The organism is Streptomyces sp. NPDC107559, assembly GCF_055657365.1.
Genome location: NZ_JBVKBD010000002.1, coordinates 347,368 through 364,408, shown reverse-complemented (window position 1 = coordinate 364,408; position 17,041 = coordinate 347,368). Strand labels below are relative to the sequence as shown.

10 protein-coding genes are annotated in these 17,041 nt (G+C 73.8%); 5 read left to right on the top strand and 5 right to left on the bottom strand.

Features of this window, described 5'->3' with window-relative positions; translation table 11 throughout:
- Positions 1-103: 103 nt before the first annotated feature.
- From fxsA to ACZ7OY_RS08290, 3 genes are all read left to right on the top strand, one after another.
- Positions 104-322, top strand: coding sequence for an FxSxx-COOH cyclophane-containing RiPP peptide (gene fxsA / locus ACZ7OY_RS08300; protein ID WP_351599876.1), 219 nt, complete (start codon positions 104-106; stop codon positions 320-322).
- Between the two features lie 196 nt (positions 323-518).
- Positions 519-4,301, top strand: a complete 3,783-nt coding sequence (fxsT, locus tag ACZ7OY_RS08295) for an FxSxx-COOH system tetratricopeptide repeat protein (RefSeq protein ID WP_471910648.1) — start codon at positions 519-521, stop codon at positions 4,299-4,301.
- Positions 4,302-4,369: 68 nt separating this feature from the next.
- Positions 4,370-5,380 (top strand): hypothetical protein, encoded by a 1,011-nt coding sequence (locus ACZ7OY_RS08290; RefSeq protein ID WP_471910647.1) that lies wholly within the window; start codon positions 4,370-4,372, stop codon positions 5,378-5,380.
- A 90-nt stretch (positions 5,381-5,470) separates the two neighbouring features.
- Here ACZ7OY_RS08290 and ACZ7OY_RS08285 read toward each other — a convergent pair whose 3' ends face one another.
- From ACZ7OY_RS08285 to ACZ7OY_RS08265, 5 genes are all read right to left on the bottom strand, one after another.
- The gene (locus ACZ7OY_RS08285; RefSeq protein WP_471910646.1) at positions 5,471-7,885 is read right to left on the bottom strand and encodes a hypothetical protein; all 2,415 of its coding nucleotides are present in this window, start codon (positions 7,883-7,885) and stop codon (positions 5,471-5,473) included.
- A gap of 121 nt (positions 7,886-8,006) precedes the next feature.
- Complete coding sequence (locus ACZ7OY_RS08280) at positions 8,007-9,119, bottom strand: P-loop NTPase family protein (RefSeq protein ID WP_471910645.1); 1,113 nt, start codon at positions 9,117-9,119, stop codon at positions 8,007-8,009.
- Positions 9,116-10,066 carry a hypothetical protein gene (locus ACZ7OY_RS08275; RefSeq protein WP_471910644.1) on the bottom strand — a complete coding sequence of 317 codons (951 nt, stop codon included), beginning with the start codon at positions 10,064-10,066 and terminating at the stop codon, positions 9,116-9,118. The genes ACZ7OY_RS08280 and ACZ7OY_RS08275 overlap by 4 nt, the downstream gene beginning before the upstream one ends.
- Positions 10,067-10,571: 505 nt before the next feature.
- Positions 10,572-11,807 carry a hypothetical protein gene (locus tag ACZ7OY_RS08270; RefSeq protein ID WP_471910643.1) on the bottom strand — a complete coding sequence of 412 codons (1,236 nt, stop codon included), beginning with the start codon at positions 11,805-11,807 and terminating at the stop codon, positions 10,572-10,574.
- Positions 11,808-12,220: 413 nt separating this feature from the next.
- Positions 12,221-13,036: a hypothetical protein gene (locus tag ACZ7OY_RS08265; protein WP_471910642.1), complete on the bottom strand. Its 816-nt coding sequence runs from the start codon at positions 13,034-13,036 to the stop codon at positions 12,221-12,223.
- 307 nt (positions 13,037-13,343) lie between these two features.
- Here ACZ7OY_RS08265 and ACZ7OY_RS08260 point away from each other — a divergent pair, with 307 nt between their 5' ends.
- Together ACZ7OY_RS08260 and fusA are read left to right on the top strand one after the other, a co-directional pair.
- Positions 13,344-14,054, top strand: coding sequence for a nucleotidyltransferase domain-containing protein (locus tag ACZ7OY_RS08260; RefSeq protein ID WP_471910641.1), 711 nt, complete (start codon positions 13,344-13,346; stop codon positions 14,052-14,054).
- A gap of 673 nt (positions 14,055-14,727) precedes the next feature.
- On the top strand, positions 14,728-16,857 hold the full coding sequence (gene fusA, locus ACZ7OY_RS08255; RefSeq protein WP_471910640.1) for an elongation factor G: 2,130 nt from the start codon (positions 14,728-14,730) through the stop codon (positions 16,855-16,857).
- Positions 16,858-17,041: the final 184 nt, after the last annotated feature.

The following is a 17,041-nucleotide window of genomic DNA, read 5'->3' as shown; positions in this document are numbered from 1 at the left end:
GGGCCTCGGCGTTACGCTGAAACGGCATTCCCGTAGCCTGCCGGACCGGCCGGCGCCCGGCGGGCCGTTGCGGCGGTCCACGAGACCTCATGGAGTGGACACCATGGCAGCAGCCGAAGGCGTCACCCCCGGTGAGGCCCGGGCCGGCGGGGGCGCCGAGCCGGTGCCCGACGTGGAGTCCGCCGTTCTGGACCTGGCCGCGCTCGCGCCCGACGACCTCGCCGCCCTGCCGGACTCCGTGCTCGGCGCCGTGGTGCGCCGGGTGTACGCGGGCTGCGCGGAGGGCGATCCGTTCGTCACCGGGCACCAAGAAAGCGCATGACCGCCCGGTGCGCGGAGCAGCCCTATACTGACCTCCACGCGTGTCCGTTTTGTTGGCATTTCCGGTTGGTTCTGTCCGCTTCGGTCATCGCTCCGGTCACCGTCCCTGCCGTCGCGTCCGCCGTCGCACCGGCGGCACCCGCCGTATCCGCCCTACCTGTCGTCGTCCCTGTAGCGCCGCGCCGAGCGGAGAGGTCATGTCAGACGTCAACCCCCTCGACCGCCCAGGTCCTTTCGCCGTCTTCCTCGCGACCTCGGAGAACCTCGGTCTGAGCACCACCCTGCGCAACGCCGCCGACGTCCTCGCCGAGGCCAACCGCAGCGTCCTGCTCGTCAACGGCCGCCGCACCGCCGACGGTCCCGCCGTCCCGCTGCCCCCGCCCGAACCGGGCGAGGTCCGCGCGGTCACGGTCGGCGGCCCCGCGCTCGCGGCCCTCGCCGCCGACCCCGTCGCCGTGTCCTACGACCATGTCCTGATCGAGGCACCGGTCCCCGACACACCGGAGGCGGTGGAGGCGACCCGGCCGGCCGCGTACGCCGACGCGCTCGTCGTCTGCTTCGCGATGACCGCCTGGTCCATCGACGGAGCCGCCGCCCTCGCCGAGGTCCTGACGGTGCGCCGGTCCGACGGCGGCGCCGCACGGCTGCTCACCCTCGGCCTCAAGAGCGACGTCGCCGTCCACGACCGACTGCGCAACGCACGCGAGCGCGTGCGCCGCAAGTTCGGCCCGATCGCCCGCACCCTGGGCGGCGGCGACATCCCCTTCCTGGAGATCCCGTACAACCCGATGTACCAGGACAGCCGCAGCCTCGCCGTCGAGGCCGAGGACGCCGGGACCGTCACCGGGCTGCGCCCCTACTACGAGCGGCTCGCCGACTGGCTGCGCGACCGCCGCACCGCGCGGCTGACCGATGTCACCGTCGTGCACTCCACCCGGCACGCGCCCTGGGCGGCCTGGCTGCGCGACCGGCTCGCCGCGCAGGGGGTGCGCACCGAACTGCGGCGCGCCGACACCTACACGGGTGAACGCCCCGACCCCGGCGGCGCCCTGCTGTTCGTGTCCCCCGACGACGCCGACGACACGCTCCTCGCCCAGATCGGGGCGCTGTCCCACACGGACGTACGCATCGTGCTGGTGGACGAGCCGTTCCCGCACGCCGAGGCCGCCCACCACGAGCGGATCGACCTGCGCGACACCACCGAGGACGAGGCGCTGCGGCTGCTCTTCACCGGACTCGGACTCGATGCCGCCGAGCACGCAGTCCCCCGCGCCGCGGCGCGTTTCCCACGTCTGCCGGAGACCACCAACGTCGCCCCGCGCGGCGTCGGCTTCGTCGACCGCGGCGAACTGCTCGCCCGGATCGACGAGTCGCTGCGCGACGCCGGCCGCGACGGGGCCTGCCTGGTGCTGCACGGACCCAGCGGCTGGGGCAAGAGCGAGGCCGCGCACGAGCTGTGCCATCGCTACGGCGCCGGCTACGACGTGGTGTGGTGGGTGCGCTCCTGGGAACGGCAGCGCGTCGAGCGTGGTCTCGCACGGCTGGCCGTCCGCCTGGGCGGCACCGAGGAACGGCTCGCCACCGGTGGCGACGACGCCGGTGTCTCCCGGCTGCTGACCCGGCTGTCGCGCCCCGACGACGAACTGGGCAGCTGGCTGCTCGTCTACGACGGTGTCACCGACCCCGCCTCCCTGCACGGACTGCTGCCCGTACCGCACGAGCGCGGGCATGTCCTGATCACCAGCCGGCAGCCACCACAGCCCGAGCCGGGCACCTGGGCCCCGGCCCCGGTCCCGGCCGCCGAGCACCGGGCCGACCTGCCGCAGGGGACTCCGGCCGATCCGCCCGCATCGTCCCTCCGCCCCCGCACCGGCCCCGAACCCCGCCCTCCGCACCTCACCCCCCTGGCCATCCCCCCGATGGCCCCGGACGAGAGCCGCGCGCTGCTCGCCGACCGGGTTCCGGAGATCACCGAGCAGCAGGCCGGACAGCTCGGCAGCGTCGTGGACTTCGTGCCGCACGCCCTTCAGCTGGCGGCCCACTGCCTGGCCGAGCGGGTCGCGGCCCACCGCCGCGAGGACCACATGAACCCGGACGCCGCGCTGCGCGCCGCCGTCGGCGACGTGCTGGCCGAGTACCGCGCCGGCAAGACCGAACTGCTGCGCCACAGCGAGGGCGTGGCCCCGCTCGCGGTGATGGTCCGCGTCGCCCGGCGGGTCGCGCAGGCCACCCCCGGAGCCGCGGCCTGGCGCGCCGAGAGCCCCGAACGCGACGCCCTCGGCTGGCTGTTGGACGCCGCGTCCCTGCTCACCGGCCGCGGCATGGGGCTGGAGCTGCTGCGCTCGCGCCGCATCCTGTCCGAACTGGCCCGCGACGACGACGCCGACCGGCCGGTCACCGCGGCGAGCACCCGCCACCCCGACGACGTACAGCTGCCCGACGAACACATGGTGAGCGTCGCCCTGTGGGCACTCGCCCAGGTCGGCCTCCTCGACGTCGACTTCGACCGCGCCGAACAGCCCCTCGCCCAGCACCACGGACTGCGCGACCTGATCAGGGCCGGCATGGCCGACGCCGACCGGCGCCACATCGAGTCGGTGCTGCGCGGCATCCTCGCCGAGTACGCCCCGCAGGAGAACCAGGAACTGCCCGCCGACTGGGCCCGCGAGGTGTACTCGCTGCGCCTGTGGGAGGACCCCCGGCCCAGGGTGCGCCGCTCGCTGCTGCGCCACCTCAGCGCGCTCAGCCGGCGCGCCGAGTCCGCCGACCTGGACCGGCTCCTGGAGATCGCCGGGCTGGCCCGCGCCTGGTGGCGTGCCGACGACGACGAACAGTCGCCCGAGTACCTGCGGCTGCTCAACTTCACCGCCCGCGCCCACCGGTTGCGCGGCGACTACGACACCTCCCGCCGCCTCGCCCAGGAGGCGCTCGGGGGACACCGCAGGCTGCTGGGCACCACCCACCCCCGCACCCTGCTGTCCGCCGACTCCTACGCCGCGACCCTGCGCGCCGTCGGCCGGTTCGACGACGCCCTGCTCCAACTGCGCCCCGCGCTGGAGCAGTTGGAGCTGCTGCTCGGCTGGAAGCATCCCGCCACCCTCCAGGTCGAGCACAACGTGGCCCTCACCGAGGCGCTGACCGGACGCGTCGCCCGCGCCCTCACCCGGCTCCAGGAACGCTTCCGCTACCGGCAGGCGGTCGGCGGCACGGACGACGAGATCGCCTGGGAGAGCGCAGACCTGCTCGCCTACCTCTACCGCTCGGCCGGCCGCACCGGGGAGGCGCACGACCTGCTGCGCCAGCGACTGCGCCGCCACGGCGACGTCTGGGACGGCAGGCGGCTCAACACCGAGGTGGGCCTGGCCATCAGCGAGCGTCGGCTCGCGGACGGCTTCCCGGCCGTGAAGGATCCCCGCTACGGCTACGAACTCGCCCACGAGCGCGACCAGCGGGCGCTGCGCATCTACATCGGCCGCTTCGGTCCCGACCGGTTCGACACCCTGCGCTGCCAGTTCAGTTACGCCGCCGACCTGCACGCCCTCGGCAAGGCGGACGAGGCCGAGGCGCAGGCCCGGCAGTGCGGGGACACCCTCGCCCGGCGGTTCGGCGCGGGCCACCCGTACACCGCCCTGTGCCAGGTGCGCCACGGCGTCTATCTGCGCGCGACAGGCGAGACGCGGCTGGCGGAGGAGGTGGGCCGCGGCGCCCTGAACCTTCTCGGCCACAAGCTGGGCCAGGCCCACCCCTGGGTCGCCGCCGCGGAGAACTCCCTGGCCGCCACGCTGGCCTCCGCCGGCCGGCCCGACGAGGCGGCCGGGCTTGCAGGGGCCGCGCTGACCCGGCTGCGCGACCTCGGCGTGGCGCACCGCCCCGACGGACGCCGGGTGAGCCAGCACCTCGCCCGGCTCACCGCGACCGGATCCGCCCGCTCGGCACCGCCGTCGGGCTACGACATCGACCTGGAGCTGCCCGACGTGTAGTGCACCATCGGAACCGGTACCGGCCGGCCGCAAGCAGCCCGCACTCACCCACCGAAAGGCGAGCACCCGTGGCAGCTCCCGCACACCGACGCACCGACACCCTGAAGGAGTCCCACTGGGCCGACAAGCGTCACGGCCGGATCACCGCCCTGTGCGAGGAGGAGGTCGCGCGGACTCCCCAGATCCGTTCCCTGTCCCACTACAGCAACGGCATCCTGGACTTCACCGTCTTCCGCTTCCCGCGCGCCCCGCTCAGCAGCCTGGTCACCGAACTGGGCGACGAGGACGAGAGCGAGGCGCTGCCCGGCAGCAGGCTGCTGCTGTGCGCCCAGGATCTCGGCACGGTCCTGCGACCGCTGGGGACCGGTGAGCTGATGCGTACAGTCGTCGCCAACACGCGCGGCGGCCTGTGGGGCGGGCGGGCCCGTCCCGGTGAATTCCTGGCCGCGGTGACGGACCTGCCCGACGGCGTCCCGGCCATGGACGCCGCCATGAACCGGCTCGTCACCCGGATCCGTACCGAAGTGCACTCGCTGCCCGACGAGTTGCCCGGCGGCGACCCCGAAGCCAAGGCGAACCGGCGCGGCGCGGCCGAGACGGACGGCCCGCACGTCGACTTCGGTACGGCGGCCGAACCCGACGTCGCGTACGAGGAGCGGCTGCGCAGCCTGTGGCACACGCATGTGAACACCACCGACCTCCAGTACGCGGGCTACTACCGCGACTGGGCCCTGGTCTGCGTCGGAGACGTGTTCGACGCCCATGAGCTCGGGCCGCGGTTCATCGACGTCAGCGTCCGCACCCGGCGCACGGCCTACCGCGACCTCTCCCGCAGCCTGCGCGGCCACCTCGTCCGGCTCACCGACGCGCTCGCCCTGGTCGCCCCGCCCGTACACGGCCACGCCCCGGTGGACCGGCTCGTCCTCGACGTACAGGAGGGCGCCGTGTACGTGCACTGGACCTCGGTGGGCGCGTTCCTCCTGGGCGTCACCCTGGACCAACGCCAGGTCGACCACGCCGAACGCGAGTTGGCGGCACTGGCACGCGCGGTCGGCGGCATCGTCCCGCCCCCGCGGTGACGGACGGCCGCGCCGCCTCGTCCCCGGTGCGGTGCCGCCGGGTCCGCGCTCGGTGTCGGGCCTTGGCACCGCGCCCGTTCCGCGCCCGGTTCAAGGCACCGCGCTGAGGGAGCCCCAGACCTCCTCGGCGAGGACCTCCACGGCTCGCGCGGGCGTCAGTGGATGCTGTGGCTCGGCGCCGCCCAGCAGATGTACCGGCAGCACCTCGACGGCGCACTCGTACTCCCGGCAGATCCGGCGCAGTTCACTCAGCTGGAGCTCGGTCGGCGCGCCCGGCTGCGTACCGCGCGCCCAGGCGGTGACCGAGCCCCGGAAGTCCTCGGTCAGTTCCCGTACCAGGGTGGCGCAGCCCAGGACGCTGAGATCGGCGGGCGTCGCCGCCACACGCCGGCTCACCGCCCGGCCTGCCACCCGCCGCGTCACCGTCTCCAGCATCGCCAGCGCGTCGCGGAACCTGCGTCGTACCGGGACCGGCAACTCGACCGCTTCCGGCTCGAGTTCGCCGACGGGCCCCACGGTCGCCGGGACGGTCACTCTCGGCACGGTCTCCAGTGCCAGCGCCGCGACGGCGCGGCGCAACTCCTCGAGCTGGGCCGCCTGTTGCTGTTCCAGATCGCGCCGCATCCGCTCGCCCAGCTCGGCGAGGTCGCCCTCGCGCTGCTCCTCGACCAGACGGCGTTCCAGTTGCAGCAGCGCCTCGTGCACGGTCTGCGCGAACCCGCCCTGCCGGTACACCAGCGGCCGGGAGCCGATCGACCGCCCGAGCCGGTCCTGCATCGCCTGCGACACCAGCCCGTTGACCACAAGCAGCGCCTCGAACCGTCCCGGGCGCACCGCGCTGCGCAGCCCGTGCACATGGGCCGCGATGCGTTCGGCGTCGTCGGCGAGCAGCACCGAACGGGTGTGGATCACCGCCAGATAGGCGTTGGGGGCGGGCGACAGCCAGTGCACCACCTCGTCCCGGCCGCCCGGTGAACGCGACAGCCGGGCCGGTACCGGATCACGCGAGGCGATCCGCCACTGCCCGAGGTCCAGCGCGTCATGCACGTCGTCGAGGACCTTGCGGTACGACACCCGCTCGTGCAGTTGCCGCACCGCCTTCAGCATCGTGGCCCCGGTCACCCGGCGCACCACCAGCCTCCGGCCGCCGTCCGGGCCACCGTGGTCCCCGGTGCCGGCCCCGGTCCCGGAACCCGGCAGCGACCCGGCCGAGCCCCCCGCCCCGGCTTCCGCGGGCTCCGCGGAGCCGGCGGATTCCATGGGCTCCATGGGCTCCTCGCTGAGCTGCCAGGCCAGCCGGCACACCTTGAGCACCTCGCGCGGCACGCCCTCGGTCAGCTCGTGCAGCAGCCGTAGCGCCTCCTCCTCGAACGGCCCCGTGTCCGGTGCCGCCGGCACTGCCTCCGTCCCGGCGCCCTGGCCGCTCTCCGCGAGGTACTTGGCGACCAGTTCCCGGGTGTGCTCGTTGCTCAGCCCCGTCGGCCACAACTGCACCACCCGCTCGTGCATGCCGGCCCGCAGCGCCCGCAGCCCCTCCGGCGAGGTGCAGAACACGAGCAGACCGCCATGGCTGGTGTAGATGTTGACGAGCCGCTCGAAGGCGTCCATGAAGGTGCGCCGGTTCTCCTCCGGCCAGTCCAAGACCTTCTCCAGGGAGTCGAGCAACAGCACGTAGGCGGAGCCGACCCGGCCGTGCAGGAAGCCCTGCACCGCCAGCGCGTCGAACACCCGGTCGATCCCGGCCGGGTTGCCCGCCCCGCCGCCGGACGGGCCGATCGCCTCCGTGATGCCCCGCTCGCGCAGCGGCTCGGCCGGTTCCTCGCCGCCGAGCCAGTTCCACACCATCCGCTTGAACGGCGGCTCCAGCAGCAGCGCCAGCGCGGTCGCGAACCTGCGGTGCTCCGTGACCTCGCCGAGCGTGCCCCGCAGATCGGCGTGGATCACCTCGGGGTCGTAGCGCAGTGCCGCCACCACCTTGTCCGGGTCGAGCGCGCGTTCCCGCAGCCCGGTCGCGATCTCCTGGAGGGTGTCCCGGCGTGGATCGCCCTCCTGCGCGCCCACCCAGCCCGCCGTCACATAGGCGTAGTAGTCCCGCACCAGCTCCTCGAAGGCCTGTCGGCCCTGCACCGAGTCGCCGGGACCGCGCAGCCGGTCGCGGTAGAGGCGCCCCATGTCCTGCGCCGGCTCGTCCACGATCCACATCGCCGTCTCGGAGTGCCGCTCGCGCACCGTCTGGTACGTACGCCGCAGCGCATGGCTCTTGCCGAGCCCGTACCCGCCCACCAGGGCGATGGCCCGGCCCCGCCGGCCGGAGGCGGCGGGCGGCGCGAAGTAGTCGTCGACCAGCGCCCGGAGGTCCTGTATCAGCGGGGTGGTGATGTGCGCGTTGCCCGAGTCGGCCCCTCGGACCGAGGCGTCTCCCAGGTCGGACGCCGGACCGAGGCGCACGACCGGGATCAGCGGGAAGGGGTTCTCGTGCCAGATGTCTCCACGGTCTGGGGCCACGATGGCACTCCTCGTGTATCCGGTTTCGGCTTCCGAGCGGCGGGCGGGTGCGGGGATCACCGCGGGTGGGTGCCGCGGAGGATCGGGTGGGTACGGGGCCGGGCGGCCGCCGGGCCGGGGTTCAGGTGCCCGGCGGGGGAGGGGGCTGCCTGGGGACCGGACCGGCGGCGGCCGACGGGTGGCGGGCCATGGCCGTCACGTCGAGGACGGGGGCGCCGAGGTCGGCCGCGGTGACCCGGACCTCGCCGCCCGTACGTCTGCGTTCCTCGGCGATGCTGAAGTACCGCTTGCGCAACTGCCGTACGTCGGACGTGAGCCATGCCCCGGAGTGGACCGGCGCGTCGGGATCGGGATGGTCCCCGCGGGCGGCCTGACTGAACTTCACGGTGTCCTCCGAGGTGAGGCTGCCGAGTTTCAGATGGGTGAGCGCGCTGTTGGGCCAGATCTCGTCGACCACCTCGTGCGCCCGGTCGGGATCGTGGTGGCACACCTCGACGAACAGTACGATTCTGCTGCGCGCATGTTTCAGACAGGTCCTCAGGAAGTCCGTGCGCACGGAACCCATGTCGTCCCGCCAGTCCATGTGCGGCACCAGGACCAGCAGCAGCGCGTCCTGCTGCGCGAGCAGCCTGCTGAGCAGCCGGAACGCCTCGTGGACTTCCGGTTCGTCCCGCACCCGTTGCAGCGACTTCTCGGGGAACTGGTCGCCCAGCTCGTCGACGATCTTGTCGCGCAGGGCGGTGTTGATGTCCTGCGTCGACGCGAACTGTCCCCGCGCGTCCGTGCTGATGCCGTTCGCGCGATTGTCGTAACCGCCGGTCATCGCCACGTAGGGCGTCGGCGGCTGGATGACTCCCGCTCGGCCGGCGCCCGCCCGGGGCTGCTGCCTGAAGTAGTCCAGGTACTGGTGGGCCAGATGCACACACCGGTGGATCAGGGTGGTCTTGCCCATGCCGACCGGTCCCGTGACCACGACCAGATGACCCGTGTCCACCCTCGGAAGGATCATCTCCGGCAGCCTTCTCAGGCACTGCTCGAACTGTTTCACCTGTTCCAGGGCATGATCGACGTCCACCCACTGACCGGCGTGGCTCGCCTCCACCCAGGGCACCAGCGGATGGTCGTCCAGCAGCGGGGGAGGCAGCCACGGCAGACTGTCCCTGCTGCCCGGCACGTAGACGCCGTACGGGTTGTCCTGGACGCCGTGGGGGTCGTTCTGCACCGGCCCGGTCATACGGCCGCTCCCGGCGCCGTACGGCCGGACCGCCACTCGAGCACGGTGCGCAGGGCCCAGTGCGCGACGCCACGGTCGAGGTCCGACACCGTGCGCAGCACGAGATCCACGGCCTCCCCCGCCTCGCGCGCCTCACGGGCCCGGCCCTCCGAGCCGAGCACCACGCCCTCGCGTGAGGCGGGCAGCGGTCCGGCCAGCGGCAGCCGCTCGACGGCCAGCGCGGCGGCCCGCCGCCGTGCCGCCGGACCCGGTATCTGGAACAGCGTCCCGGCCAGCGCCTCACGCGTCGACCGTACGGCGGTGTGATCCGCCTCCGGGTCGCTCTCGTAGGCGGCCAGATACGTGCGCGCCGCGCCCCGGAACGCCGCCTCGTCGGTCCGCAACCGCTGCCTCGACAGGCGCCGTTCGGACGAGACCCGCTCGGAGAGCTGACCACCCAGGGTGAGCAGCGCACCCGCCGCCAGCGCGGGCAGCCCCTTCAGGAACGTCTCGAACCAGCCGTCCTCGGCACCGGATCCCTGCGCGGCCGGGCCGTCGGAGTCCGCCGCGGCGGCCGCCATCAGCGCGGAACAGGCCCGCGTGAAGTCGTTCGCACGCCGCCCGGCCCACTGCCGCAGCGTCATACGCCCACCGGACCCCGCGGCGCTCGCCGATGCCGTCGGTCCCGCGGCGCCCGGCGACGTCGACGCTCCCGCGGCGCCCGTGGCACTCGACGACCCCGCGGACCCCACCGGCCGTACGGGCTGCACCGAGTCCTGTCCGGCCGCGCTGCCGGGCACCAGCAGCCCCAGCGCCACGGCGGCCGCGACGAGGTCGTCGCGATGCGCGTCCGACAGGCAGTACACCAACTGCACGTCCCGCTCGTCGGACGCCGACGGCGCGGCGGACGCCGGAGCGGCGCCGGCCGCCAGCAGCAGTGCCGTACCGCAGACCGCCGCACCGTGCACCGCTGCCGCGTAGGCCGTGAACCGGTGAGCTCCGCGCACAGGGGACCGCGGGCCGCGTGGGGGAGCGGTGGCCCGTTCCGCCGGCCGGACACCGGGCGGACGGCCAGCCCTCGGTGCCCCCCGTCGGCCGTGTCCCGTCCCCTGCCTCATACGCCTCTCCCCGTTCCGGTCGCTCCGTCGTCCGGCAGCACCGGTGTTCCGTATGCCCTGCTGATCCCGCCGGTCCACCGGCGGTCGCGCCGGTCCTGTCCGGCCCGCCGAGGTCACCGCCTCGGCCGCTCCTGCCACCCTTGCCGCTCTCGCTCCCGCCGCCGCCTCCGTACGACTCCTCCCCGCCGTGGGCCGTCCGCGCCGCCCGTCCGCGCTTCCTGCCCGCGTCTCCCGTCCGCGTCTCCCGCCTGTCGGTCCGTCTGCTGATTGGTCTGCCGGTCCGTCTGCCGATCTTGCCGTCTGCCGATCTCGCCGTCTGCCGATCTGTCCGTCTGCCGGCTCGTCCGCCGCGCGGCTACGCCACCGACTTCTTGTCGAGCTTGTCGTCGAGCTTCTTGTCGAGCGCCTTCCGCTCGTGCACGAAGTGACGTGCATGGGCCACCGGGAGTTCCCGGTCGACGGCCGGGCGGCGGGCGCGGGCCGAACGGGCCAGCAGCGCCTGCGAGACGCCGTGCAGCACGTTCACCGTGATGACGGCGGGACCCACCGTGGCCGCCGTACCGGGGAAGTCACGCTCCAGGGTCAACGCGATCAGCACGGCCGTGATGCCGTTCTGCTGTCCGAGACCGAGCGCGATCCGGTCGCGCCGCTCCAGATCCCGTACGAACAGGGGCATCACCCCGAGCGCCACCACCGCCTGTGCTCCGAAGGCCGCCGCGCCCAGGACGAATCCCGGCCACCACGCCACCCCGTGGGCCAGCAGCAGCCCGAGCGCCAGGAATGCGGCGAGGAACGCACCGCTCACCGCACGCTCCAGCCCCTTCGTCAGGACGGCGGACCGGACCACCAGCCCGGCCAGTGCCACCGCGAGCATCAGCTGCTGCGCGGCCGCGAGCACCAGCATCGCCACCACGAGCACGACCGTCGCGGCCGCCCTGGCCCACCTCAGCGACCCGGCACCGCGCACCACGGCCGTCACCCGGCGCCCGGCCCACCACAGCAACAACACCCCTGCCAGCAGCGCGGCGTTGAGACCGAGTCCGGTCAGATAGCCGCCCCCGCCGTCGCCCGACACCTCGGGCGCCCCCGTGTGCCCCGCGGCCGTGTACGCGTATCCCGCGAGGTAGAGGGTCAGCAGCACGGTCATCGGATCGTCGAAGGACGCCCACGCCGTCAATAAGGACCGGGCCCGCGGCGACATCCGTCCGTTGCGGCCGAGCGCGGCGACGGACAGCGGGTCGATCTGGGCCACCGCGATGCCGAGCACCAGCGCCTGCGGCCGGTGGAAGACCAGCAGCATCGTCCCGGCGATCAGGGCCGCCTTCAGCAGCACCCCCACGGTCACGGCGGCCAGCACCCCGGTCAGGTCGGCCCGCAGCGCGTCGAGATCGATCGCGTACGTGCTCCCGTACAGGCCGACGGCGAGCAACAGGCTTGCACCGAACAGGTATCCACCCGAGTCGACCAGGGCCGAGGTGTCCACCAGCAGCCCGATCACCACGCCCGCCACCAGCGTGCCCGCCGCACCCACCGCGACGACGGGAACCGACTCCGGCCGCCGACGCCAACGGGCATGGCCCGATGTCGCCATGGCTCGTCCCCCCTCCGTTCCGCGCCCGCACGGTGTCGGCACGGCCGAGGACGCACCGCGCGCATGCCACCGTCGGCCGCCGCGCGAACCTCGTCGTGGGGCAGGTGAATGCTAGGGGGCAGCGATACCGCACGGAAGCACGACACCGGCCTCACGTACGGTAGTTGACATCCCCCCTGGCCCGCGTGGTCGCACGGGACGGCACCGGCGCCGCACCGCCTTGTATGCACGATGCCCTTCGCGGGGCATCACCGAACACGGAGCGGCGGGAAGCGAGCGTATCCGGTCGGATTGCGCGCGCCCGCGAAGAGATCCCAAGCGCTCCCCGGGGAACCCGCTCCCTCCCCGGAGATCCCGCTCCCTTCCTGGAGAACCCGGACGCTTCCCGGAGAACCCGGGGGGAGGAAGCGGCGTCACTCGATCTGGCTCGGTGCGGGCGCGGGCGTCTTGCCGGCCAGCACGTCCTGCAGATGCTGGGTTCCGAAGGTGATCGCGTCCGCGGTGCTGTCGTGACTGACGCCCTCCGTACCGCCGTTGGTGACCGTGACCGCGTTGGGGCCCACCTGCGACGCGGCGACGTCCAGGGTCAGGGTGACGGGCGCGCCGTTCGAGGTGCCCTTCACCGTCACCGTCAGACCCTGCCGGGTGTCGCCCGCCTTCGGCAGGGTGGCTTCCACGACCTGTACGGTCCGGTCGCCGCCGGAGCCCTTCACGGTGAACTGGGCGCATTTGTCGGCCAGACCCGCCAGCCAGCTCAGCGACTTGTCGAGGTCGTCCTTGTTGTAGGCCGCGGTCTGCTGGAGCAGCCGGGAGTTGTTCTGGGTGAACCCGACGAGCGCCGAGGCCCCGGCCGGCTTGCCCAGGAGGTCCTCGCGGTAGAGCCCGTCGAGCAGGCGCTGACAGTCGGCGGCGGCAGACTTGTCGGTGACGAACTGGGAGGCGTCGACCGTGCCGGTCAGCAGGGCGTCGTGCCAGGATTTGGGGTCCTGCGCCTGGGTCCAGGCGTCCTCCACATCGGCCGCGGTGATCAGCGCGGCCTGTGCCTGGTCCTGGGTGACGGCGGCGGTCGTGGCCGACGGGCTGGGGGAGGTCGTCCCGGTCGCCGCAGCCGAGGTCGTGGCGCCCGAGCCGCCCGATTCACCGTCCGAGCAGGCGGCCGTGGTCAGCAGCGTGCCCGCCGCCAGGGCCGAGGCGAGGACACGGGCGGGTCGGGACGGGCGAGGGGTCATCACGGATGCCTCCTGAGGACGAGGACGTATCCCCGAGGTGCTGGTGCTCCCTTTTCCCTCCCACGGCACCACCGGCTCCGGTGCCCGACCAGCGCACGGAGCCGAAAGGGTGAACGCGGTCCGGCCCGCAACCCACGTCGGAGGGCCGCCGCCCGGCCACGGAAAATGCGAGGTGACGGCGGCCGCGGCCGGGCATCATGGCTGTCCCGCCGCCACCCCGTACCGGGGGCGGTCGGCGGACGGCGCCCGGGGCCGTACGCACCGGCCCGCGCCGGTGAGACGACCACCATCGGGGGCCCCTGTGACCATGACCAACATCCTGCTGTCCGGCGTCGTCGGCTCGACGGCGTACGGCCTCGCCCGCGCCGGCTCCGACGTGGACCGGCTCGGTCTGTTCGCGGCGCCCACCGAGGAACTGCACGGCCTGCACGGGCCGAAGGAATCCCATGTCAGCACGGCACCGGACCGCACCCTGCACGAGGCCGCGAAGTGGTGCCGGCTGGCGCTGGGCGGCAATCCGACGGTGATGGAACTCGTCTGGCTGCCGGACGAGTTGTACGAGGTCCGCACTCCGCTGGGCGACGAACTCATCGGCATCCGGCCGTCGTTCCTGAGCGCACCGAGGATCCGCGCCGCCTATCTCGGCTACGCGACCCAGCAGTTCAGGAAGCTCCAGAACCGCAGCGAAGGGCCGCGCTCCGCCGAGGTCCGCAGACGCACCGCCAAGCACGCCCGCCACCTCAAGCGGCTCTGCACGCAGGGGTTCGAGCTCTATGCGACGGGCCGGCTGACCATCAGGGTCGACGACCCGGAGGGCTACCACCGCTTCGGTGAGCAGGTCGCGGCCGACCCCGAGGCCGCGCTGCCCCTGCTGCGCCGGTTCGAGGAGGCCTTCGAGGAGACACGCAGCGTACTGCCGGAGCGGCCGGACGAGACGGCGGCCGAGGCCTGGCTGCGACGGGTGCGGGCGCAGTTCTGGGCGAACGCGCCCCGGACGACGGGCGCCGAGTCGCCTTGAGGGCTGCGGGCCCGTTCCCCGGGGGCGGTGGGCCCGTCCCCCGGGGGCAGCGGGCCCGTCCTCCGAGGGCGGTGGGCCCGACACCTGAGGGCAGTCGGCGGTTCTGCCTGAGGGCTGAGGCCAAGTCCCCCCCCGGCCGCGCGGAAATCGATCGCGCGGAAAATCGTGTGCTTCGACGCCGTGGCTCTCCCTAGACTCAACCCATCACGCGCCGGCCGACGGTACGGCGGCGCGTCGTCGTGACGAGTGAGGGGAGCCCGGCCGTGCGTGTCCGCATCGCTGTCGTCGCTTCCCGTTCCCGGTACGAGGTGATCCTCGTGTCTCCGGCCGCCCGGTGCCCGCTGCGCGGCCGGCACCGGATGCCGTGACGAGACGACGTCCTCAAGAGCCCTGCCCTTCGGCCTGACCCGCGGAGCCCACAGGCTCAGCCGAGCCGGCCGGTTCGCCGAGCTGGCCAGTTTGCCGAGCCAGCTGAGCCTACCGAGCCGCCGAGCGGCCAGTTCGCCCAGCCAGCCAGCCAGCCAGCCAGCCAGCCAGCCAGCCAGCCAGCCAGCCGGCCAGCCGGCTCGCCGAGCCGGAGGCCGTGCCCGGCGGCCGGGCCGCAGGCACACCGACGTCCCCGTCCGGCCATCGCGCCGCCCTTTTCCACCGTCGCCCCGAAAGGCCATGGGCCGTGCGTACCCACTTCGACCCTCACCTCACCGACCCGCTCGCCGCCGTCCGCAACCTGGGCATCCTCGCCCATGTGGACGCGGGCAAGACCACCCTCACCGAGCGGATGCTGTACGCGACCGGCAGCACCCACAAGCGCGGCGAGGTCCATGACGGCACGACCGTCACCGACTTCGACCCCCAGGAACGCGACCGGGGGATCACCATCTTCGCCGCGGCCGTCAGCTGCGCGTGGGACGGTCACCGGATCAACCTGATCGACACCCCCGGGCACGTCGACTTCGCCGACGAGGTGGAGCGTTCGCTGCGCGTCCTCGACGGCGCCGTCGCGGTGTTCGACGCCGTCGCGGGTGTGGAGCCGCAGAGCGAGTCCGTGTGGCGGCAGGCCGACCGGCACGCCGTACCGAGGATCGCGTTCGTCAACAAGCTGGACCGGGCGGGCGCCGACCTGGACACGGCCGTCGCCTCGATCCGGGCGCGGCTGCACCCGGCTCCGCTCGTCGTGCAGTTGCCGATCGGTACGGAGGACCGCTTCACCGGCGTCGTGGATCTGCTGCGCATGCGGGCCCTGACCTGGGCCGAGGGCGACGACACGGCTCAGGAGGGCCCGGTGCCGGCGGACCTGCGCGAGGAGGCGGACCGGCGTCGGCGGGTGCTGGAGGAAGCGGTGGCCGAACTGCACCCGGGCGCGCTGGACGAGTTCTGCGCCCGGTCGGCTCTGTCCGCGCGGACGCTGGCCGCCGCGCTGCGCGACCTGACGCACAGCGGCGACGGCGTGGTCGTGCTGTGCGGCTCGGCCTACCGCAACCGCGGCATCGAACCGCTGCTCGACGCCGTCGTGGCCTATCTGCCGTCGCCGCTGGACGTACCCGCCGTACGGGGTACCCACGACGGCGTGCCCCAGGAGCGGTCCGCCGACCCGGCGGCGCCGCTGGCGGCCCTGGTGTTCAAGGTGAACGCCACCCCGACGGGGCGGCTGACGTATCTGCGGGTGTACTCGGGAACGATCGGGAAGGGAGACGCGGTGATGGACGCGGGCGCGCGGCGCACCGAGCGCATCGGCCGCATCCTGCGGGTGCAGGCGGACCGCCGGACCCCGCTGGAGCGGGCGGTGGCGGGTGACATCGTCGCCGTGGTCGGCCTGAAGTCGGCCCGCGCGGGCTCGACGCTGTGCGCTCCCGAGGCACCTCTGGTGCTCGAACCGCCGGGGGTCGCCGACCCGGTCGTCTCCGTGGCGGTCGAGGCCCTGCGGGGCACCGACACCGACCGGCTGGCCGCCGCGCTCGGCCGGCTGGCCGAGGAGGACCCGTCGCTGGTCGTCCGCACCGACCCGGAGACGGGTCAGACGGTGCTGTCCGGCATGGGGGAACTGCACCTGGAGGTGGCGGTGGAGACGCTCCGGCGTGCCCACGGCCTCGACGTCAACGTGGGCCGCCCGCGGGTGGCCCACCGCGAGACCGTCGTCCGCGGTGTCTCCGGGCTGGTCTTCCGTCATGTCAAACAGGACGGCGGCGCCGGGCAGTTCGCCCATGTCGTCCTCGACGTGGAACCGATGGATCCGCCGGACCCCACCGGCTCCGGGCCCGTCGGAAGCGGCGAGGGAGGCGGCGACGGAGGCGGGGGCTTCGAGTTCCGCTCGGCCGTGGTCGGCGGCCGGGTGCCGCGGGAGTACGTGCGCGCGGTCGAGGCCGGGTGCCGGGACGCCCTCGCCGACGGTCCGCTCGGCGGGCATCCGGTGACCGGACTGCGGGTGACGCTGACCGACGGGGCGACGCATGTGAAGGACTCCTCCGACACGGCGTTCCGTACCGCAGGCCGGCTCGCGCTCCGCGAGGCCCTGCGCGCCTGCGTGATGGTCCTGCTGGAGCCGGTGGCCGAGGTCACCGTCACCGTGCCCGAGGACGCGGTCGGCTCCGTGCTCGGCGACCTGGCGGCGCGCCGCGGCCGGGTCACGGGCTCGACCGTACGGGCCGGTTCGGCGGTCGTCGGCGCCACCGTGCCGCTGGCCGAACTGTTCGGCTACGCGACCCGGTTGCGCAGCCGGACCCAGGGCCGCGGCACCTTCACGGCCCGGCCCACCGGGTACGCGCCGGTGCCCGCCTCGGCGCCGGTGACCGGATCGACACGGTAGGAGCTGTAGCGGACAGGGCGGTCCGCGCCACGAACCCCCGGGTTCGTGGCGCGGATTGTCCCGGTCCGGCCGCTGCCCGGGGTGCCCCGGGGCCCGTCGAAACACAACCGTTGCACAACGCCCCCGAGGCGGTCCCAGCGCAGGTCACGGCCTGTGCGATCGCTGTGCGCACCGGCCCGGCGCC

Excerpts from the sequence above, each read along its gene's own strand:
- fxsA (WP_351599876.1), top strand. The coding sequence starts at position 104 with ATGGCAGCAGCCGAAGGCGTCACCCCCGGTGAGGCCCGGGCCGGCGGG.
- fxsT (WP_471910648.1), top strand. The coding sequence starts at position 519 with ATGTCAGACGTCAACCCCCTCGACCGCCCAGGTCCTTTCGCCGTCTTC.
- ACZ7OY_RS08280 (WP_471910645.1), bottom strand. The coding sequence starts at position 9,119 with ATGACCGGGCCGGTGCAGAACGACCCCCACGGCGTCCAGGACAACCCG.
- ACZ7OY_RS08270 (WP_471910643.1), bottom strand. The coding sequence starts at position 11,807 with ATGGCGACATCGGGCCATGCCCGTTGGCGTCGGCGGCCGGAGTCGGTT.
- ACZ7OY_RS08265 (WP_471910642.1), bottom strand. The coding sequence starts at position 13,036 with ATGACCCCTCGCCCGTCCCGACCCGCCCGTGTCCTCGCCTCGGCCCTG.
- ACZ7OY_RS08260 (WP_471910641.1), top strand. The coding sequence starts at position 13,344 with ATGACCAACATCCTGCTGTCCGGCGTCGTCGGCTCGACGGCGTACGGC.